The organism is Paenibacillus sp. oral taxon 786 str. D14 (genome assembly GCF_000159955.1).
Classification (GTDB): Bacteria; Bacillota; Bacilli; order Paenibacillales; family Paenibacillaceae; genus Fontibacillus; species Fontibacillus phoenicis.
This window is the reverse complement of record NZ_GG695975.1, coordinates 112,895-130,261: the sequence shown is the minus strand read 5'-3', so window position 1 is coordinate 130,261 and position 17,367 is coordinate 112,895. Positions and strand designations below refer to the sequence as shown.

Annotated in this window: 29 protein-coding genes and 1 pseudogene; 4 read left to right on the top strand and 26 right to left on the bottom strand. The window is 51.0% G+C overall.

The window, feature by feature from the left end; genetic code table 11:
- Positions 1-68 precede the first annotated feature (68 nt).
- On the top strand, positions 69-1,067 hold the full coding sequence (locus tag POTG_RS10535; protein WP_009224807.1) for an NAD(P)/FAD-dependent oxidoreductase: 999 nt from the start codon (positions 69-71) through the stop codon (positions 1,065-1,067).
- 393 nt (positions 1,068-1,460) lie between these two features.
- Here the strand turns inward: POTG_RS10535 and POTG_RS10530 are convergent, their stop codons facing one another.
- Positions 1,461-1,604, bottom strand: coding sequence for a sporulation histidine kinase inhibitor Sda (locus POTG_RS10530; protein ID WP_016310959.1), 144 nt, complete (start codon positions 1,602-1,604; stop codon positions 1,461-1,463).
- A 224-nt stretch (positions 1,605-1,828) separates the two neighbouring features.
- On the bottom strand, positions 1,829-2,491 hold the full coding sequence (locus tag POTG_RS10525; protein ID WP_009224805.1) for a YheC/YheD family protein: 663 nt from the start codon (positions 2,489-2,491) through the stop codon (positions 1,829-1,831).
- 196 nt (positions 2,492-2,687) lie between these two features.
- Between POTG_RS10525 and POTG_RS10520 the strand changes: the two genes are divergently transcribed.
- Both POTG_RS10520 and POTG_RS10515 read left to right on the top strand, forming a co-directional pair.
- Positions 2,688-2,912, top strand: a complete 225-nt coding sequence (locus POTG_RS10520; protein WP_009224804.1) for a hypothetical protein — start codon at positions 2,688-2,690, stop codon at positions 2,910-2,912.
- A gap of 170 nt (positions 2,913-3,082) precedes the next feature.
- Entirely contained in the window at positions 3,083-4,276 is a 1,194-nt protein-coding gene (locus POTG_RS10515) for an AI-2E family transporter (protein ID WP_009224803.1), read from the top strand.
- Between the two features lie 44 nt (positions 4,277-4,320).
- Here the strand turns inward: POTG_RS10515 and POTG_RS24785 are convergent.
- The 24 genes and pseudogenes from POTG_RS24785 to POTG_RS10415 all read right to left on the bottom strand — a co-directional run.
- Positions 4,321-4,416, bottom strand: a pseudogene (locus tag POTG_RS24785) (iron-sulfur cluster assembly accessory protein); the annotation flags it as partial.
- A gap of 723 nt (positions 4,417-5,139) precedes the next feature.
- Positions 5,140-5,604, bottom strand: a complete 465-nt coding sequence (locus POTG_RS10510) for a phBC6A51 family helix-turn-helix protein (RefSeq protein WP_009224801.1) — start codon at positions 5,602-5,604, stop codon at positions 5,140-5,142.
- Complete coding sequence (locus tag POTG_RS10505; RefSeq protein ID WP_009224800.1) at positions 5,579-6,175, bottom strand: hypothetical protein; 597 nt, start codon at positions 6,173-6,175, stop codon at positions 5,579-5,581. The genes POTG_RS10510 and POTG_RS10505 overlap by 26 nt, the downstream gene beginning before the upstream one ends.
- Positions 6,150-6,368 (bottom strand): hypothetical protein, encoded by a 219-nt coding sequence (locus tag POTG_RS23820; RefSeq protein ID WP_009224799.1) that lies wholly within the window; start codon positions 6,366-6,368, stop codon positions 6,150-6,152. Before POTG_RS23820 ends, POTG_RS10505 begins: the two co-directional genes overlap by 26 nt.
- Positions 6,369-6,384: 16 nt before the next feature.
- A complete protein-coding gene (locus POTG_RS10500; protein ID WP_009224798.1) occupies positions 6,385-7,770 on the bottom strand; it encodes a hypothetical protein in 1,386 nt (461 codons plus the stop codon).
- A 17-nt stretch (positions 7,771-7,787) separates the two neighbouring features.
- Positions 7,788-8,213, bottom strand: a complete 426-nt coding sequence (locus POTG_RS10495) for a hypothetical protein (protein WP_009224797.1) — start codon at positions 8,211-8,213, stop codon at positions 7,788-7,790.
- A 63-nt stretch (positions 8,214-8,276) separates the two neighbouring features.
- Entirely contained in the window at positions 8,277-8,540 is a 264-nt protein-coding gene (locus POTG_RS10490) for a phage scaffolding protein (protein WP_009224796.1), read from the bottom strand.
- The gene (locus POTG_RS10485) at positions 8,537-9,409 is read right to left on the bottom strand and encodes a hypothetical protein (RefSeq protein ID WP_009224795.1); all 873 of its coding nucleotides are present in this window, start codon (positions 9,407-9,409) and stop codon (positions 8,537-8,539) included. The genes POTG_RS10490 and POTG_RS10485 overlap by 4 nt, the downstream gene beginning before the upstream one ends.
- A 3-nt stretch (positions 9,410-9,412) precedes the next feature.
- Positions 9,413-9,718: a hypothetical protein gene (locus POTG_RS10480; protein ID WP_009224794.1), complete on the bottom strand. Its 306-nt coding sequence runs from the start codon at positions 9,716-9,718 to the stop codon at positions 9,413-9,415.
- Positions 9,715-10,044 (bottom strand): cold-shock protein, encoded by a 330-nt coding sequence (locus POTG_RS10475; RefSeq protein ID WP_009224793.1) that lies wholly within the window; start codon positions 10,042-10,044, stop codon positions 9,715-9,717. Before POTG_RS10475 ends, POTG_RS10480 begins: the two co-directional genes overlap by 4 nt.
- Positions 10,045-10,046: 2 nt before the next feature.
- Positions 10,047-10,430 carry a hypothetical protein gene (locus POTG_RS10470; protein WP_009224792.1) on the bottom strand — a complete coding sequence of 128 codons (384 nt, stop codon included), beginning with the start codon at positions 10,428-10,430 and terminating at the stop codon, positions 10,047-10,049.
- 6 nt (positions 10,431-10,436) lie between these two features.
- Positions 10,437-10,610: a hypothetical protein gene (locus POTG_RS23815; RefSeq protein ID WP_157273399.1), complete on the bottom strand. Its 174-nt coding sequence runs from the start codon at positions 10,608-10,610 to the stop codon at positions 10,437-10,439.
- Positions 10,611-11,119: 509 nt separating this feature from the next.
- A complete protein-coding gene (locus tag POTG_RS10465) occupies positions 11,120-11,512 on the bottom strand; it encodes a hypothetical protein (RefSeq protein WP_036644976.1) in 393 nt (130 codons plus the stop codon).
- Positions 11,513-11,602: 90 nt separating this feature from the next.
- Positions 11,603-11,824, bottom strand: a complete 222-nt coding sequence (locus POTG_RS25355; RefSeq protein ID WP_009224790.1) for a helix-turn-helix domain-containing protein — start codon at positions 11,822-11,824, stop codon at positions 11,603-11,605.
- 106 nt (positions 11,825-11,930) lie between these two features.
- The gene (locus tag POTG_RS10455) at positions 11,931-12,707 is read right to left on the bottom strand and encodes a hypothetical protein (RefSeq protein ID WP_036644975.1); all 777 of its coding nucleotides are present in this window, start codon (positions 12,705-12,707) and stop codon (positions 11,931-11,933) included.
- A 250-nt stretch (positions 12,708-12,957) separates the two neighbouring features.
- Positions 12,958-13,377, bottom strand: coding sequence for a hypothetical protein (locus tag POTG_RS10450; protein ID WP_009224788.1), 420 nt, complete (start codon positions 13,375-13,377; stop codon positions 12,958-12,960).
- Positions 13,374-13,835, bottom strand: a complete 462-nt coding sequence (locus tag POTG_RS10445) for a hypothetical protein (protein ID WP_009224787.1) — start codon at positions 13,833-13,835, stop codon at positions 13,374-13,376. Before POTG_RS10445 ends, POTG_RS10450 begins: the two co-directional genes overlap by 4 nt.
- A 17-nt stretch (positions 13,836-13,852) precedes the next feature.
- On the bottom strand, positions 13,853-14,014 hold the full coding sequence (locus POTG_RS23810; protein ID WP_157273397.1) for a hypothetical protein: 162 nt from the start codon (positions 14,012-14,014) through the stop codon (positions 13,853-13,855).
- Positions 14,015-14,082: 68 nt separating this feature from the next.
- Positions 14,083-14,328, bottom strand: a complete 246-nt coding sequence (locus tag POTG_RS10440; protein WP_036644974.1) for a hypothetical protein — start codon at positions 14,326-14,328, stop codon at positions 14,083-14,085.
- 929 nt (positions 14,329-15,257) lie between these two features.
- A complete protein-coding gene (locus POTG_RS10435) occupies positions 15,258-15,764 on the bottom strand; it encodes a hypothetical protein (RefSeq protein ID WP_009224784.1) in 507 nt (168 codons plus the stop codon).
- Complete coding sequence (locus POTG_RS10430; protein ID WP_036644973.1) at positions 15,761-15,952, bottom strand: hypothetical protein; 192 nt, start codon at positions 15,950-15,952, stop codon at positions 15,761-15,763. Before POTG_RS10430 ends, POTG_RS10435 begins: the two co-directional genes overlap by 4 nt.
- The gene (locus POTG_RS10425; RefSeq protein WP_009224783.1) at positions 15,942-16,172 is read right to left on the bottom strand and encodes a hypothetical protein; all 231 of its coding nucleotides are present in this window, start codon (positions 16,170-16,172) and stop codon (positions 15,942-15,944) included. The genes POTG_RS10430 and POTG_RS10425 overlap by 11 nt, the downstream gene beginning before the upstream one ends.
- Positions 16,156-16,638: a hypothetical protein gene (locus POTG_RS10420; RefSeq protein ID WP_009224782.1), complete on the bottom strand. Its 483-nt coding sequence runs from the start codon at positions 16,636-16,638 to the stop codon at positions 16,156-16,158. The genes POTG_RS10425 and POTG_RS10420 overlap by 17 nt, the downstream gene beginning before the upstream one ends.
- Complete coding sequence (locus POTG_RS10415; RefSeq protein ID WP_009224781.1) at positions 16,635-17,000, bottom strand: hypothetical protein; 366 nt, start codon at positions 16,998-17,000, stop codon at positions 16,635-16,637. The genes POTG_RS10420 and POTG_RS10415 overlap by 4 nt, the downstream gene beginning before the upstream one ends.
- 135 nt (positions 17,001-17,135) lie before the next feature.
- On the opposite strand from POTG_RS10415, the gene POTG_RS10410 reads away from it, so the two are divergent.
- Positions 17,136-17,345 (top strand): helix-turn-helix domain-containing protein, encoded by a 210-nt coding sequence (locus POTG_RS10410; protein WP_009224780.1) that lies wholly within the window; start codon positions 17,136-17,138, stop codon positions 17,343-17,345.
- The last annotated feature ends 22 nt before the right edge of the window (positions 17,346-17,367 follow it).

Here is a 17,367-nt window from a genome sequence, read left to right as displayed (position 1 = left end):
TTATAATAAAGTAGAATTGACATTATAGTTGCAGAAAGAAAAAGAAACCATCTGGAGGTGTTTGACACGTGTCAACCCAAAATAACGCCGAATTCACGGATCTTCTGATTGTCGGTGGTGGACCGGCGGGCATGTTTGCTGCATTTTACGGCGGAATGAGAAAAGCTTCCGTCAAACTGATTGAAAGTATGCCTCAGCTTGGGGGGCAAGTTGCTGCCCTTTACCCTGAGAAATATATTTACGACGTGGCTGGCTTTCCTAAAGTGACCGGCCAAGAGCTGATCAACAACCTGCATGAACAATTAAAGCTTTTCGAGCCGGACGTGCGTCTGGAGGAACGGGTGCTGCAAATTGAGAAGAAAGAAGAGCGCCATTTTGTGGTGACCACCGATAAAGGTGTTCACTATGCGCGCGCCATCATCATTACCGCAGGAGTCGGCGCCTTTGAGCCTCGTCGTCTGGATCTGGAGAACGCCGCCCGTTTCGAGAAAACGAACCTGCATTATTTCGTTAGCGACATGAACCGCTTCCACGGCAAGAAAGTGCTGATTAGTGGCGGCGGCGACTCCGCTGTGGACTGGGCATTGATGCTTGAGCCGATCGCTGAGCAAGTGACGCTGATTCACCGCCGCGATAAATTCCGGGCGCATGAGCACAGCGTTGAGAAGCTGATGGCTTCCCGCGTCCAAGTCATTACCCCAACGGAAATCGCAGAGCTTCACGGTGACGATCGCATCGAACGCGTCACGCTGGCGCACGTTAAGACGAAGGAGACTCAAGAGATCGTTGTGGACGACGTGATCGTCAACTTCGGATTTGTCTCGTCGCTCGGACCGATCGCAGAATGGGGCCTTGAGATTGAAGGCAACGCTATTGTCGTCGATTCCCGGATGGAAAGCTCGATTCCAGGCATTTTTGCGGCCGGTGACATTACGACATATCCCGGCAAATTGGACCTGATTGCGGTCGGATTCGGCGAAGCACCGACAGCGGTCAACAACGCTAAGGTCTATATCGATCCGGAAGCGAAGTTGTCCCCAGGTCACAGCAGTAATTTGAAGCTGTAATTTAAGCAGCTTATTCACGTTCTTACATGTTCTAGCAAACAAAAGGGTATCTTACCTTTACGGAAGATCATATCGTAAAGGAGAGATACCCTTTGCCATATATATGCCCGTTATGCAACGGTTTGGCTTCATTAAACGCCGCCTGCCCCGATTGCGGACACATTCTAGAGAATGCTGGAAAAAAAGAAGATTACGCCGGGCCTTACAGCCCCTACGGATCCGCTGATCAGTATACCTCAGCCATCTCCGCGCGTATTCCTTCGGGCTGCGAACATGTCGTTCAGTGTCCGCATTGTCATGAAGCTTATATTTATCATGTCAACGCCTGGCAGGCGCCTTGATGGTTGGGGATAACTATATCCTTCTTATTGAAGTAAGCCAGGTTGTCCACAATTAGTGCAAAACGGACGGCGCGGTAAGCTCTAATTCGCGTTTGCGAATTTCTGCTAACAGCAGTGCGATAAACTCCCGATCCAACTGCAGTTCGGTTGCTTTCTGATAGGATTCGAGGAGCAACTCATCCGTTAACAGCGCCATTGATAACACATCCTTTCTAGTATTTTCCCCATCATAACAGGAAAAGTTTAGTAGAACAAGTGTTCTTGTTATCCACAAACCCTTGTGGAAATCCTGTGAATAACGTGTTAGTAAATATCGAAAACCGTTGAAAAAGCTAGTGGGATAATGTGGACAAAAGTTATTCACAGGACACCCGTTCCCATTTTTCACCAAAAATTTTTTTATTTTCCGACAATCCGAGCTTATTGTGGCCGCGTATTGACCTCAAAAATCCAGATCTTCCCGTTCCGATCCACGCCATAATCAAAACCAAGCTGCCCGATCCCCGGAAACCGAGCCTCTAGAATCTGTACACAAAGATTCGTTAACGTACGCATCTCCCGTCGCTTGCTGGCGGCGATTTTGCGGCCCAGTGAGCGGCTGAGCCCTGCGCGGGCACTAAGCATCGTCCCTCCCTTGGACAAGTTGGTCACGAACAGCCCAGGGCGGGCTAACCGGCCGACCATGGAGCGATAGACCCAAACTTCGTTCTCTTTAACGACCTTCACGCGATAGTCGATCGGGCGCCCGGCGATGCGGGCCAAATGAATACCTTGCTGGATCATATACTTACGTCCGACCTTCACTCGGTTTAAGGAACGAAACATCGCCTCAAAGCTGGAAAACGCGCGTGTTCGGGACAAATAGGTATAAGCATAAACTCCGCCTGCGTAAGTTACCTTAATCACACCATAACCTCCGCCGCCGCGGAGGGGTTTAATGACGACCATGCCGAACTGATGCAGCATGCTCCTTAACGAATCGGCACTGTACAATCGGGTTTGCGGTATGTGGGCGGCCACGACCGCGTTGCTGAGAAGCGCTTCGGTCTTGAGCCACTTATTGGCCAATTGTCTCCCCGCCATGACACCATCCCCTTCCTCTCACTATACGGTATAGTACTCATTTGTAGATTCGTATTCTTGGATGATTGTCCAAGGCTTAAGCCCTTTCTCCGGTAAGGCTGTCAGGCAGGCTCTTTCTATGCAAAGCGAGGGATTTCGCGTATATTAAGGGGAGACGTTAGTCTATGACTAGCAGAGGAAGGAGAGTTCACAAGCTTTGAATACAGAGGGTTCTTCATTTGAGGCAGCTCTGTTCGAGGTCCTCTATTGGTTTGCCATGATCGCCATGTCGTTGGTGCTGGCCGGCATTACCGTCGCATTGTTCCTCACGGGCATCAAAATGGCCAGGACAACGCGTAAGGGTCTCGGCATCGGCTGTATCGTCTTTTCTCTGGCAGCGGCCTGTATGGTCGTCATGATGGTGAATCGTCAATTTTTCTAAAGCAAGTCGGGAGTGCCTGACCGCACAGGAAAAGCTCGGAGCATCGCTTGCGGATGGCATCCGGGCTTTTTTCCATAAAAAAGATGGGAACCAAAACCCATTTCTGCGTATTACTACATAGAAATTATCGTTACTTGGGATAGTAGAAAGATACAGGAGGTTCTATTGGCATGGGAAGTACGCAACCTTGGGGGGACCGATTCAAAAGGTTTTTTCTAAATAACCGTTTCGTAGTGTTTTTGCTCGTCGTCTTGCTGATTGGCTTGAATATTCTGGTGTTCGCCCATATTCCGTTTGTGTTCAAACCCATTACGGTGCTGTTCAAAACCGTCTTGCTCCCGATTCTGCTCACCGGAGCGATCTATTATCTGCTCAACCCGCTGGTGGATTGGCTGGAAACGAAGCGCATTCGCCGGGTATACACGATTACCGGGTTATATTTGTTGATCGCGGGGATCCTCACGGTGCTCATTATGACCGTTATCCCGTTGGTTCAGGCACAGATTCTGAGTTTGATCGAAAATTTACCAAGATATACGTCTGAGGTGCAGCGGCAGTTCGAAAGCTTGATCGGCAGCAACTTCTTCCATCAGGTCCAAGAGTCGACCGGCTTTAATCTGGACGACCTGTCCAACACGCTGTCGGAGCGAGGGACCGCTTTGTTGAACAACGCCTGGTCCGGCATCGGCGGATTCCTTGGAGCCGTCAAGAACGTCGTCCTGGCGATCATCACCATGCCGTTCATCTTATTTTATCTGTTAAAGGACGGCAAGAAGCTGCCGGAGTTCATCCTGCGTTACGTGCCCGTTCGCTTCCGTGAACAAACGCACCATGTGATGACCGAGATGAACAGCCAAATTAGCTCTTATATCCGCGGGCAAATCATCGTCAGCTTCTGCATCGGGGCGCTGATGTATGTCGGCTTCGTGATCATCGGCCTGGATTATTCGCTGACGCTGGCGATCATCGCTTCGTTCACGAGCGTCGTCCCGTATCTCGGGCCGGCTATCGCGATTACTCCGGCGATCATTGTGGCCATCGTCACCTCGCCGATCATGCTGCTGAAGCTGATCGTCGTCTGGACGGTTGTCCAGCTCGTTGAAGGCAAGTTCATTTCGCCGCAAATCATGGGCAAGACGCTGCGCATTCACCCGATCACGATCATCTTCGTGATCCTCACCGCCGGCAATCTGTTTGGCGTCCTGGGCGTGATTCTCGCCGTGCCGGGCTACGCTGTGCTGAAAGTAATTTTCACCCATCTGTTCCAATGGTTCGAACGGCGGTCCCATTTGTATGAGGAGCCGGATGCGCCTGCCCCTGATCAGCTTGACCTTCGCGAGCCTCCAGCTGAAACGCAACCATGAAAAAAGGACTCTTCCAGATGGAAGAGTCCCTTATTATTTTCCAATCAATCGCAAGGTTGCGGCGCGCCTTCCTCGTCCTTAAAGCGGAACGATTGACCGCATCCGCAGGTGGCGATGGCGTTCGGGTTGTGGATGGTGAATTTGACGGATGGCTTGCGCTCGGCTAAAACCGCGTCAGATCAACGTTTTCACCGCGCAGGCCGGGATTGTTAATCACCGAATTGACTCGTTAATCACACGCCCCTATGGCGTATAATCTCGTTAACCGTATTGTACCCTAGTGCGGTCAAATTTCGCAATAGTAGGCGCGTTTCTTCTATAGTAAAATTCCGGATTGGCGCGCATAATTATTTACATTAATTACCACCCGAGTTAATTTTGCTATGTCGATTGTGCGGGGGCCTGATGAGCCGCCGGCGAGGGGGTGGCTTGGGGGTCAGCGGCCGGCCTTATCCGTACACGTTACGATATACATTCGTATGCAATCGCGCGGGGTTGATAATGTGTAATCCGCAATCCATTCCGTGCGCCGCGAACCCGCACCACTACGCCATTTCCGCCGATCTTGCATAAACAGGCGTTATTCACTGTATATACATTTCCAGTAGATTTCGCGTAGTGGCGCGGATTATCGTAATTTCCGCTGGTAAATTATTCATCGCGGATTGAGGCGTTTATACATCGTTTATGCAGCGTGAACAGGCGAAATATAACCGCTGAACCCCCGAGTTTGCAGAGGCGCACACGCCACGCGCCCGCTGCAGGTTATTTACGCTAAGTCCGAAAGAATCCGAAGTAAAAGCGCCTGTAATCCGCATGGTTACACGCCATCACAAGCGCAATCACTTCGGACTCATTACGCCTTAACTCGCCTTTGTACCGTCAATCATCGCGTTCAATTCGTCAATCTCCGCGCGAATCTCCTCGTCTGTTTTGCGTCGCGTCTCGACCGTATCTCGCATGTCTTCTACGACAGTTCGATCGGTGAGCAATCCGTAACGACGCATGAATAAATCGAGCGCTTTAACGGAAGGAATCCCGTTCGCTCCACCGCGGATCGCACGCATAAGTTGAACGTACACCTCCGACCGCATAGCGTCAAGGTTGCGCTCGGCCAGATAGTTCACGTATGCCGCGAAATGTTCTTGCGACTTCCACTCAAACAACGTACTCCGCGCGATCCCGATTTCGTCCGCCAGTTCTTGCATCGTCTTCTTTTTGCCGTTCTCGCCGAGCAATTCTCCCCACTCGTTCGCGACTAAAAGCTGCGCGGCTCTCCGTTGCTGTTCAGTTAGTTGCGCCTCAAGCGCTTTGCGTTGTCTGCTCATAGATATCGTCCTCCTCTATTTCTTTAAACGCTTTATCAATCGCGGCCTGTAGCGCGACCGGATCGGATAACAAGCGCTCTGCTTCCTTCCGTGCGTCGAAATCGTATTTATCGCGGTGATCGAACGCATCATGTCGTAGCCCTTCATCTTTTGTCATCAACTCAATACAAAAGTGGACGCCGCGCATCTCCTTGTTTGTGTTGATCTCGTCAATTCTTCCGGCGTCAATCAACGCATTAATTCGCTGCATGGCCGCAAGCACTCCGTCAGCTCCGAGCGCATGTAGCCCGCAGAAGAAGCCCACCGAGTGACGCAAGAGGCGCGCCATTTCACCATATTCCGCAAGCTTATCCGTATCAATCCGCATAACCTGGCCAGCCGCAAGAATCGACGCGTACTTTACTGCAATCGCTCGGAACGGTTGCAACCGCTCAACCAACGCGAGCGATAACGGAATATCAACGCATTTCTTCCGTTTTGGTGGATCGGCCGGCCGCCCTTGTTCAATACGGATTTGTCGCAGACGCTCCGTTAATGCCGCAATGTCAATGCGTATTTCGTCGTTTGTCATATGACTCTTCCTCTCCTATCCCGTCTTCTAATGTAAGCAGCGACGTTGTAATCTCGTCACTAAGCGCATGTAACACGGCTAGGCGCTTATCAACGTCTGGATGCGCCGAGAGTACCGCGGAGATAACGGTGGTCAACCCCGGCAGCGGCTGCGATAGATCAACCGTACACTCAAGTAAGTTACGTACTTGCATCGTGTCCCTCCATTAATTACGGTATATGGACCTGCGCCATCAAGTCGCCATATCGATTGTACATCTTAAGATTGCGTGTACTTGTATCGAACGTAAGATTATAACCGGCATCCTCTACGTTTGCTTTACCGCCGAGGTCCGCCTGCATGACCAGGCGATTACTAGACGAGGCTGACCCGAGGTAAGTATTAAACGGGATTATGACGCGGTTTGCGTTAACGTTAACGTCATAAGCCGCATTTAGCGATACATTAAGGCCGCTATTGATGCGGATATCGTTTGCCGCGTAGAGTTCAAGCTGTTTCGTCGCGTTAGTAAACCCGACATACGACCGATAAGGCCCGCTATCGACAAACTCAATACGCCGGTCATTCGTTTGACCGGTCAATCCGAGATAAATGTTGTTACCTACCCGAATGTCGCGCGTAATATCGATGTCCGTGTTAGACGTAATGCTGCCGCCAATAATCTGCGCGCCGTTGATTTGGCCACCGTTAATAACCGCGGCTGTGATTGTTGACGTATTGATTGACGAGTTCTCAACCGTCCCCGTCAGCGTAATCTTCCGTGCGACAACGTTCCCCTGCATATCAACCCGAAACGGCGCGCTACTAAAGTTCGCATGACCGGCCGCAATCCCATTCGGATTGATGTACGTAATGTTGTTTCCGCTGCCGATCGATAAGCCGACGCCGTTAATTTGTTGCCCGACGATCCTCTCCGCGATTACGAGCTCGGCAACCGCCTTTTGTAGCACATCGCGAGTCAGCCGCTTAGTACCTGGTCTCTCCCGTATCGTATGCCGCAGGCTCTCCCGCACACCGGCCGCATCAATCTCGTACACCGTCAAGTTGCCGCCGATCCCCTCGTAACTGATTGCGCGAAATGCGTATTTGTAGGTAAAGTTAACGTCCAAAGTCTCCCGAAATTTCGCCATCGCCGCGTCGGTCGCCTGCTGTGTCCGGATGCCGCCCGCCCATACCGCGAAGTCCATCGGACTATTAAGCGTACGCTCGACGATCTCAAAATCGTTGTGATACGGCGAGATGCTGGCGACTACCGTTTTGCCGCGCCCCTTATCGTAATAGGCAATCATTAGCTCGACGAACATGCCACGCCGCTCCTTAACTTCCGGGTGTTTGGCGGTATATTCCGCGCATTGTCGGCGCGCAATCTTCTGCAGTTTTGCGAGTGAGTGGTCCGCGGCCGCTTCGTATTCCGCCATAATCGCGGCTGCCAGTTCCATGATCCCGGAGCAGAAAATCACCTTGTCGCCGACGTGAAATAATTTTTTGCCGTCCTCGTGTAGCCGATAAGTGTTACCCCCGATTTGCGTCGATACCGCGCTGTCCGCTCCGATCCATACGCGGTCATAAGTCTGAATAGCAATTACACTGCTCAATTATTCAATTCCTCCTCCTATATCGCACAATCCAGCGAGGCACAGCGCCGCCCCGCATCGGCCGCGAGCTTTATCGTATCCGGGAACTTGCGCGGAACCCGTATATCATAGTTAATCTTCACCGTAACACCCTGACTCGCAGCAAACACGTTAATCAACCGCTCATAATGCCGCCACTGCCGGAAATGAGGCACGTTAGAGCGCATAACAAGCCGCTTTGTCTCCGGATCAACGCAGCGCAATATATCCGCGGCAATCACCGGTATCTGTTGGCGAATTGAACCGGTGTAATAGAGCGATAGCACATGATAGAGATCGTAGTATGGCCGCCCGTCCTCCGCGATTCTGCGCTTGGATAGTTCGACGCCGGCGGCGATCTGGCCCGCTTCGCCTGTTAAAATTAAAATGTGCGCGAATGTAATTTCGTCAGGTTGGTATTGCATCGCACCCTCCCTCAAAATTAAAAAGAAGCCAGCGCGTTTAGCGCCAGCCCCCTCGATACTTATTTAATTTCCGCTCGGACCGCCAAGCGCTTTGGGCTTCGGTTTCTCAACTGGTATAAATAAATAATTGCTCTTGTTCCGAAGCTCCTCGATCGCATCATCTACGCCCCACACTTTACCGTTGTCGTCGATAGCAACGCCGGACAAATCGGCGAGTTTATACGCAGCGTCTAGCGCCTCCGGTCGAACGCCGGCATTCCGCGACGCAATCAAAAACTCCGCCCGGACAAGTCGTTTATTCGCGAGTTCCAGCGCTTCCTCACTCATTCCGCGTCACCCCCTCCGGCCCCAACGTTCAACGTCGGATTTTCATCGTCTTTGTAGATCCAAGCGATATCTTCCGCTGTTTGGCGAGCGAGTTCGCCCTCCTCGTCGATAAACGGCTCCGGCGTGTGCTCCGGATGTTCCGCGAAAAATGATTCGGTATCATTGATATACCGCGCATATTCTTCGCCGAACGCCTCTTTTGCCGCGTCATTAACGATCGGGCTGCGGTGGATGCGCGAATCCTCGGCGAGCATCTGCGCAATTTCAAGGACTTCGCCGGCCCCGCGGAAATCCTCCGTCTGGTACGGTTTGAGTAGATTATCGTACATCTCACCGAGCTCGGCGCGCACAGATACTTTGATGTCACCCTTTGCGATAGTGCCGTCGCCTGGTGCCGCTAGTAATTTCGGCGCGATGTCCGCAAAGTCATCACGTACCCGCTTGGCAAGATACGGATCGTCAAGTTTATCAATAAATCCGCGTAACTTTTCAAGCGCAGACCTTTGCGATGTGGCGAACATAAGCTCCGTTTTAAGCGATCTAAGGGCGTCCTCAAAGCGGCCGAGCTTCGTCGCGTCCGGTTTCCGGGGAGGTGCGTAAAGCACCTTTTCGGCCTCGCGGATCGCCTTCCTGATATTTGCAACGTACTCCTGCTTCATCGTGTGCGACTTCTGCAGAAACTCGATCGCGTGTTTCTGACGGACTTCGGCTTTGGCCTCCTGTTTACCCTCCTCCGTGAGCCGGCGGTCTAAATCAATTTTGGATAGTGCCGCGGCAAGATCTCGCTTAAATGCCAGCATCACGCTACTTGAAGATTGTTCAATCTCACGCGCTCTTTCTAAACTTGCTTTCGCCTTATGATAAGACATATATCATTCTCCTTTAAAATTAGTTTTTACCTTGTAACCTTCCGCGGCCAACCCGTCAACAAAGTCCTGTTCCCGCGGTATAATTGCGCTCAACATGACCGGTTGCCGGGTCCGCATTGACTCCGCGCGGATTACGGCTCCCGCCTGGTCTAACGCCTCAAACGTCACCGTCGCAAACAGATCGCCCGGGCTCGTATTAATTCGGCGGCGCACCGTTACAATCTGCTTCGGCCGCTCTATTGGTTGCGGCGTGATCCGGCGCGTCGTAACACCGGTGTCCCCGCCGATTAATCCCCGCGCGGTAATCATCGTGCTAACCTCACGTTTTTAGCGGTTGGCTTGCCGCGCTTATCTTCGCCAATCTCAAACGTTACCCGGTCTCCGGTACGCAATTTGTCCGCCCCTTGTACAGCGTTGATATGAAAATGAACGTCTGAACCATCCTCGCGCCCAATAAATCCGAAGCCTCGATCGTCATAATACCGTCGGACATAGCCGCTCAGGCGCTTATCTTTCGACTTATTAGGTAATTCACTCCTAGGTGAATAACCCAAACTCGGGCCGATGCGCGAATAAACCTCTGCCATCTCCTCACCGTTAAGTCCGTCCCATGTTTTTGCTGGTTGATACAACATAATTACTCATCCATCTCCTCTTGCTCGAAGTCATCGTCCTCATCTTGCTCGTAGTCTTCCGGATCGTCCGCCCATTGCAGGCGCACGCTATCTGCCTTATCCAGACGCGGATGATACGTTAATTTACCGCTAAACCCGCTCTCCGTCGCCGTATATTCGACGCGCCCCCGAACGTTACAGTCGTAAATAACGCGATCCGGCGCTAGGCTGCGCTTTAGGACGCGGAGCATGTACTTAGCGTGCTCGTCCGCAATTTGCTTGAGCGGATACGCCTCATAATTCGCGATATTTCGGTTTAGTACCGCGCCGGCGTCGTTAACAAGCGTCGTGTGTACGCGCGTCTTATCGCGGTCCACAAAAACGTACTGATAGACTGTTACGGTCATTCCGCGTCACCTCCGGCATATTTGTGTATCCAAGTAGCGGCACCGGGTCGAATCGGCACCGCGCCAAACCTTACAGCGCACATCCGACTTGCTCATCGCCGCCAACAACGCGCAAGTACATCCGTCAACGCCGCGAAAATAAGGACAGTAACGTTTCGCATCGTCTTGTTTCTCATTCATCCGTCAACCTCCCCTCCGTGAAATCAGCGCATATTCGGTACCCTTTTCTGCAATTTCCGCATTTAGGATTTAAGCTAGGGTAATTCATCCTATCTCTTAATCTAGTGTCTACAAACCCACATCTGACGCGGATTTCAAGCGTCTAAATGCGGAATTATAGGGCGGTCTTGCGTCCCTTCCGCGCCCGATCCGACTCCCTACGCCGGGCCTCCGCACATGTCGGACAATACCGCTGCCTATTAGATCGACGCACGAATGGTAATCCGCACGTAGCGCATTTATCGCCCGGTCCTGCATCCGCGGAAAAGTATGCGTCCGATAGCGCGGGATCGGTCGGCAATACGGCGCGCTCAAAATAAAGGCAGCGCAAAGAACCCGATTCGATATACGGTCGGGCTTGCTCGTCCTCGCGGAAGAAGTTGCAGCGCGGTTGTCCGTTTGGTTCGAGTTGGCAACCGTTAGTGCCGCAGAAGTTAGCGCACTGATTACGCGCGAGTGTCTTAATTCGGTTATTCATCGCGGTAACCCCTCAAGAATTGCACGAAAGTGCGGTCAGTACAGTGATAGGAGTCCAACCACTCCCCGGCTTCGGTTGCGGCTTGTAGCACAAATAAAACAATGCCCCTAATCTCTGACTTATTAATGCCGTATTCGGTTTTAGGGGAGAACGCGTAGCAAATCTTCGTCGCCAGTAATTCAACCAGTGCAAAAAAATTCGCATCCTCCATCTTAGCGATATGATGAGGAGAGTTTGCCTCGACGTGGATAAATCTAATGATGTCTTGTAAGATATCTGCATCCTCTGCGGATGTTACAACGAAAGGCTCGATCTTTATTGGGCGCTTACCCTCCGCGTAATGAATAATGGTAATGTGTTCGTCCTCTGTAATTACTACGGCCATACTGATCATCCTTTTTGCGGCTTAGCAGTTTTGCCTTTGAATTTTTACCTGCATATTTCCCGTAGTTACCCGCTCCGTACGGCGTTCAACTTAAACCGTAAGATGTTCGGACATTTTTGCGCGACGGATCATCTCAACTGCGTTATCGTCGCCGTAAAGTTGACTGACGCGGATGCGTACTCTATCAGACACCGGCCGACGTTCTTTCTCTATTTCGCACAACCACGTAGGACTAATGCCCAACGTCTTCGCAAATTCCGGCTGTGTCATCCCTTTACTGATTCTAATCGCTCTGATCGCAAACCCGTTCATTCTGTTTTACTCTCCTTTCTTATACAATCTTCGCTTTGACCCCAAATAAAAAATCACAAGTACCGACGGGTTTTGCCCGTCTATATAGTATTGGGATTTGGTTTGATTACGCGGCTGCCTTCTTGCGCTTACCGATAAGGGACAGCGCGCGGTTGCGCTCTACTTTGCAAAAATATTTCTTCTTATATTGCGGATGCACCATAATATCACACAACTTGACGCGTCCTGGCTGCTTACTGTGTGAATAAAAGGCGTTCCCACACACGACACACGTACGCACGCGGCGCATGTCCAGCGCTTCGATCGCCGCCCGCACGTTTTCCGGTGTTCGCCGCTTTACGGTGTTACTCCGGTTCCATGCGCTTCCGTCCGCGTATTTCTGGATGAACGCCGCCGGGTTACGCTTAATCTGCGATAACATTCCGATTAGGCGGTCGGCCGCCATCGTCACCGGTTCGTCAAACAGCGCGGAATCGACGGGCCGGTCCGTGATAAACGTATCTTCGTATATGCCGCGCTCTTCCGGGTCGCCCTCGTCCGGCCGCTCCGTCAATAGCTGCGATTCTAGCGCCTGTCGACGCAGCGCTCCGCGATATTCAAACTCCGGACCGTGTACCGGATGCTCCGCTTTTCGTTCGGGGATCTCGCGTACGTTCATAATATAATCCGCGAGAATATCGCCGATCGTCTGATGAGGCGCGCCTTTCCGGATTAACGCCGGATGCGTCATCTTCCACGTCCAGAACGCCTGCCGCGGGCATCCTTTATCGAATAGCTCGTCCGTAAATTGGCGGACAAGTTCGGCGCGCCAGGCGGTTGGAACATCCTTATTTTTGATCAAAAATTTCTGCACAGCTTCGTACGTCTCTTTTCTTGTCATCATAAGACGCCTCCTTAACTGGTCAGCGATTCCCGCAAACAGGAACCGGCCGTATCTATCGTTTTTATTCTTCGAATACACTCTCTTACGCGCATAGAAATCTATTAATATATCTTCAATCCGGTCCGCGAGGTTCAATGAGCGTAAGCGAATTTAACCGAAGCGGTATATTTATTCTTGTTATTCGTTGTTGTTAAGTTCGTTCTTATTACTATCCTAATAACGGGAATTAGCCGGTTCCTGAAAACAGGAATTATGCCACCCCATTAATGGGAATCACATCGCTTATCGGGTAAAATAGCGGCAGATACATCTTCTTTTGATTCCCGTGCCACTTAGTCATTTTTGTAATCAGCAGTCCCTCGGTTTCGAGAATCCGGCATAGCGGCTTAATCCGGTCTTTGTGAATACCGGTTTCTTCTTGTATCTGCTCAACAGTCGGAAACGCCCACATATAGTATTCGTTCGCCTCGGTTCCGTTCACATACGCGTGAAGATATAAAAGGAGAATTATTGCGTCGCGTGCCGCCCTCTTTTCGTATTTCGCGCCTAATTCCGGCAACTGGACGCGGAATAAATCGTGAAGGGACGGTGAATATCCGCCCTTACCTCGTTCAAGTACGGTTTCTTTCTGTTGGATCGCAATTTGCGCCAAGTGTTTTAATTCGCTCATGGCCGCACCTCTTCTTCATAGACAAAAGAACATAAACCCATTCTCTCTATTCTCTTTAATAATTGCTCTTCGCACCAATGACATCCTAATACAATCGCCTCCTCAACATCGAAGTTGGCCGACTCGATTAGTTCATCATCAATGTTGTTAATCCTTACGATCTCTTGATACGCGTGATCGTTGACAATTTTTGCGATAATAGAACTGACGCAAGTTACTTTACCAGTTTCGTCTTCTATCCTCTCCTTTTCTACCCATTCATCAAGTGTGATGTATTTTTGGTATAAATACCTCCAACTCACCTTATCTTTACAATTTAAAATAATTGTACGTCCTAATTCTTTAGCGTAATCGATGTAATAAACATAGCCGCCCTTTAGCCAGTTCAAGTATAGATTCTTCACTTCCTCCTCCATTTCTCTGAAAAAACGTTCTCCTGGCATTTGTAATGTGTTCATAATTGTTCTTCCTCCTTTTATTGGCGTTTATCCTTTAGCGCGATCCCAGCAGTGGCATATATCGCTTTATTTGGGCCTGCCAGCGCCTGAATCCGCCTTAATGCGCTATTTTTCCGCGCAATTTCTTTACGGAGTCGCTGAATTTCTGCGACTGCTTCCTCAATGTTGTGGTATTTCATTTGCGCGTCTCCTTTAATATTGAGATACGCGGCAGCCGGCGGGACCACCGCGCTCGTTTCAATTTCGTTTAAAGTACCCACGCGTAAGGCTCGCCCATCTTCTGGCACAATTCTTCTGCGAGAGAACAATTACGTTCATAATCGCCGGTATCAAACTTTGCAACTTCGGTTCCGTCTCTTTTCGTAAGAATAACTGCTGTATCCTCTGTACTGAAATCGATCAAAATACTCGCATTTTCAATCGCCTTCGTATTTTCGTGCAGTACCATATAACCCTTCTTAGCAAGAACCTTAGCGATAAATTGTTTGAACATTTTCATCGTCTCCTTTTGAATAATTTATAGTGAGCGGAAACTCCGCCTTCACTTACTTAGTTGCCGATGAACGCCGTTTCGCACAGTTTCGGCGTCACCTTTCACTTAAAATGTTGCCGGTACCCGCTGTTTTTCACATCCCGCGGCCAACTTTTTTTTCGCGGCCATCACTTATACCGACGGAGCCCGATGTGCTTTCGCACACTTTTACATTCATAAAAACGACGACCGATACGACTTCGCACAGTCAACGTATTATTGCCGCTAAATTTTAGGTTCGCACACTTAAAGTAACGACGCTCGATTTAATTTCGTACACTTTCCGGAGACTTTTCGCCCACAATATTTTATAGAACATCCGCACACCCGCTCGCACATCAATTACGCATTTTTCTTCTCACTTAATATAAGCACAAAAACTGAGAAGTTTGGGACATCCCTCTGATATATATAAGGACAAAAGTCTATTGATTTGGGACACTCATAATACATACGGACAGAAATTTCGGAGATTGGGACGTCCGAAAAAAAAAGAAAATTGAAACCGCACGAAAATACGAACGTATATTCCTATATAAAACGCAAACGAGCGGTGCCCTATACCGGATTTAACCGGCCGCCCGCTTGCGCAATCTATATCGATAATCGCGGCTTCACGTTCCGGAGTTGCCAGCTCCGAGCCGCAGGATTTTGCGATAGAGAAGCGCCCGCCCGTCGCGCTCCTCTCCTCTAATTGTCCGGCCGATAACGGAAACGTTGGCGCGATCGTTACCGACCGGATTTCCGCCGAGCATTTGGCGCTACTCGACGATAAAACTCCCGCATGGCGATCCCACCGGTTGGCGGCCGGCAGGTACGGGATATAACGCGCGTCTCCTCCGCTTATCGACCGTTGGCGCGGTCGGCATCATCGGAGGGCGCGGCCCGTCTTATGCGAGATACTCCGCTAAGTCCCCGTCCTTATCCGCGTCGTAATACCGCCGAAGTCGCCGGAGGGCCCGAAACGCGGTTTTTTGGTGGAGGCCGACTCGTCCGGCAAGCGCGCTGATTGACTCCTTACCGTCCGTTTGACGCGCCAGGTCTGCAATAAGGGCTGCGACCGGCTCATTACTCCGATCGAGGAGTTCGCGGATAAACCCGGCCCGATCCGGTTCGGTACGGTCAGCGGTCGCGCCGAACTCCTCGTACTCTTGCGGATAGTAGACGCGACTTTGCCAGCGGGCATTTTTGCGCCATAGCTCAATCCGCTTGTATCGTAGATGTACATATAGCAGCCGCCGAAAGTCCGTAATATCGTCCCTTGCCGCGAGCCGGAGGACCACATCATCAAACGATGCGTCAGCGTCGTAAACGTCACCGGCCCCGGAGGATACGACACACCGCCGATGCCAGCGCTTGATATCGGACAATGACGCGTAAAGCTCACTAAACGTCAAGGCCGCGCACCCCTCTCCGCGAGAATCAACCGAGTCACGGCCGCCTTGTACGCCATCAGGCGGTTAAATCGCCCAGCTGGCGGCCTCTTAGCGGTACGCCCTCGAAGGAAGTCATAACGGCGCGCCCCGTAATGATTCGCCTTGCGCGTGAAATATGCGATGCGATCGGCGGTCGTTTTAGTCGACATACGGCGTCACCTCCCGAAATCCGACCGGCTCGAACTCGTCAGGCTGCGCGTCAATACCAGTTATCGCTAAGTGGTCAATTGCGCGATCAATCGCAAGGCCGCGTAACTCGTCTTTCGTGACTGGTCGCGGGGTAAATACGTTGACGGTGATCCGCCATCCGTCGCGGTCGAGAACGCAGATATAGCGGTGTTCGGTCGCAGACTTAGGCCGATAGTTCATCTGCCGCCACCTCCTCTTGCGCGATAATGAAGCCGAGGGCGCGCGCCTGGTCCGCCGTTAACGAAATCGATCCGAGAACCGCGCGATTCGATACGCCGGTCACATGTCGGAAGTGCCGCGGATTAGACGATAACTCTTGGCGCGTCCCAAGCAGGCGCGCAATATAGCGGTCGATCTGCGGCGCGTAGACATAGCGCACTTGGTACGGCATGTCGGCGAGCTTGACCGTCATCTCTTTGCGCGGCTTAGGTCCGAGGCCGAGCGCGTAGAGTTGCGAAGGGTTTGCGTCGATCGTGCCGCCGGTCCAGCGCCGGTCTACGTCCGGAAATATCGCGATAAATAGCGTTGGGTGTACGGTGATGCGTTTGGCCGCGCGGCCCACTCCGAGAGTGACTTCGATAAGTTGCGTGCGCGCGTTGCGGTAATATCCGATGGTTGCGGTTGGGGTAATAATTGCTTTGGTCATAGCGTAATAACCTCCTCTAACGAGAGTGTAACGTTCAGGTTTCTACGGATTTCTTCCGACTTTTCAACGCGTTTTTGATAATTGTCGATTAGCCCGCCGGTGTGGTCGCTCAAAAACTTGAATAGCGGGTCCATGCGGGCGATCTCGTCCTTAACTACGCGGCGACGGCGAAGGACATCTTGTAACAAGACAGCGGCTGCGAAACCAGAATCAGCGTCGAGTTCGCACTTCTCTAATTCGTGATAGATAGCGTTGATCTGGCGGTCGAGTTCGGACAGCTTGCGGTTTAGAAGCGTAAAGGCCGAGTTTACCTCATCGCGGAGAGAAATTAACGCGTCGAAATAAGTTTTAGATTTGGACATTTCGGAACCTCCCCATACTCTTATACGTATATACGATTATCTGATTCAAAGTATATACGGGTTTTAGTATAATGTCAACTATTAATTTACGAATATCCGGATATTCGGTTATAATTGTTATAGGGAGGTTTGAACGTGAGAAAAATAACGATTAGATTAAACGAGGTAATGCAGGAACGCGGATTGACCCAAACAAAATTGGCGGAATTGAGCGGAGTTAGGCAGGCTGCCATATCAGAAATGTCCCGTAATATTCGCGAACAAATCAACCTAAGGACGCTTGAAAAAATCGCCGACGCGCTAGATATTGATGACATATCCGAATTAATTACAATCGAGAAGTAACACCATTTCACTTGCCAGTGAA

What these genes read in the sequence shown, in the direction of transcription:
- POTG_RS23815 (WP_157273399.1), bottom strand. Translation starts at nt 10,610, where the DNA reads ATGAATGAGAAACAAGACGATGCGAAACGTTACTGTCCTTATTTTCGC.
- POTG_RS10415 (WP_009224781.1), bottom strand. Translation starts at nt 17,000, where the DNA reads ATGTCCAAATCTAAAACTTATTTCGACGCGTTAATTTCTCTCCGCGAT.
- POTG_RS10495 (WP_009224797.1), bottom strand. Translation starts at nt 8,213, where the DNA reads ATGCAATACCAACCTGACGAAATTACATTCGCGCACATTTTAATTTTA.
- POTG_RS10475 (WP_009224793.1), bottom strand. Translation starts at nt 10,044, where the DNA reads ATGTTGTATCAACCAGCAAAAACATGGGACGGACTTAACGGTGAGGAG.
- POTG_RS10485 (WP_009224795.1), bottom strand. Translation starts at nt 9,409, where the DNA reads ATGTCTTATCATAAGGCGAAAGCAAGTTTAGAAAGAGCGCGTGAGATT.
- POTG_RS10505 (WP_009224800.1), bottom strand. Translation starts at nt 6,175, where the DNA reads ATGACAAACGACGAAATACGCATTGACATTGCGGCATTAACGGAGCGT.
- POTG_RS10515 (WP_009224803.1), top strand. Translation starts at nt 3,083, where the DNA reads ATGGGAAGTACGCAACCTTGGGGGGACCGATTCAAAAGGTTTTTTCTA.
- POTG_RS10450 (WP_009224788.1), bottom strand. Translation starts at nt 13,377, where the DNA reads ATGAGCGAATTAAAACACTTGGCGCAAATTGCGATCCAACAGAAAGAA.
- POTG_RS23810 (WP_157273397.1), bottom strand. Translation starts at nt 14,014, where the DNA reads ATGAAATACCACAACATTGAGGAAGCAGTCGCAGAAATTCAGCGACTC.
- POTG_RS25355 (WP_009224790.1), bottom strand. Translation starts at nt 11,824, where the DNA reads ATGAACGGGTTTGCGATCAGAGCGATTAGAATCAGTAAAGGGATGACA.
- POTG_RS10425 (WP_009224783.1), bottom strand. Translation starts at nt 16,172, where the DNA reads ATGAACTATCGGCCTAAGTCTGCGACCGAACACCGCTATATCTGCGTT.
- POTG_RS10430 (WP_036644973.1), bottom strand. Translation starts at nt 15,952, where the DNA reads ATGTCGACTAAAACGACCGCCGATCGCATCGCATATTTCACGCGCAAG.
- POTG_RS10440 (WP_036644974.1), bottom strand. Translation starts at nt 14,328, where the DNA reads ATGTTCAAACAATTTATCGCTAAGGTTCTTGCTAAGAAGGGTTATATG.
- POTG_RS10510 (WP_009224801.1), bottom strand. Translation starts at nt 5,604, where the DNA reads ATGAGCAGACAACGCAAAGCGCTTGAGGCGCAACTAACTGAACAGCAA.
- POTG_RS10525 (WP_009224805.1), bottom strand. Translation starts at nt 2,491, where the DNA reads ATGGCGGGGAGACAATTGGCCAATAAGTGGCTCAAGACCGAAGCGCTT.
- POTG_RS10420 (WP_009224782.1), bottom strand. Translation starts at nt 16,638, where the DNA reads ATGACCAAAGCAATTATTACCCCAACCGCAACCATCGGATATTACCGC.
- POTG_RS10470 (WP_009224792.1), bottom strand. Translation starts at nt 10,430, where the DNA reads ATGACCGTAACAGTCTATCAGTACGTTTTTGTGGACCGCGATAAGACG.
- POTG_RS10530 (WP_016310959.1), bottom strand. Translation starts at nt 1,604, where the DNA reads ATGGCGCTGTTAACGGATGAGTTGCTCCTCGAATCCTATCAGAAAGCA.
- POTG_RS10480 (WP_009224794.1), bottom strand. Translation starts at nt 9,718, where the DNA reads ATGATTACCGCGCGGGGATTAATCGGCGGGGACACCGGTGTTACGACG.
- POTG_RS10490 (WP_009224796.1), bottom strand. Translation starts at nt 8,540, where the DNA reads ATGAGTGAGGAAGCGCTGGAACTCGCGAATAAACGACTTGTCCGGGCG.
- POTG_RS10455 (WP_036644975.1), bottom strand. Translation starts at nt 12,707, where the DNA reads ATGATGACAAGAAAAGAGACGTACGAAGCTGTGCAGAAATTTTTGATC.
- POTG_RS10465 (WP_036644976.1), bottom strand. Translation starts at nt 11,512, where the DNA reads ATGGCCGTAGTAATTACAGAGGACGAACACATTACCATTATTCATTAC.
- POTG_RS23820 (WP_009224799.1), bottom strand. Translation starts at nt 6,368, where the DNA reads ATGCAAGTACGTAACTTACTTGAGTGTACGGTTGATCTATCGCAGCCG.
- POTG_RS10445 (WP_009224787.1), bottom strand. Translation starts at nt 13,835, where the DNA reads ATGAACACATTACAAATGCCAGGAGAACGTTTTTTCAGAGAAATGGAG.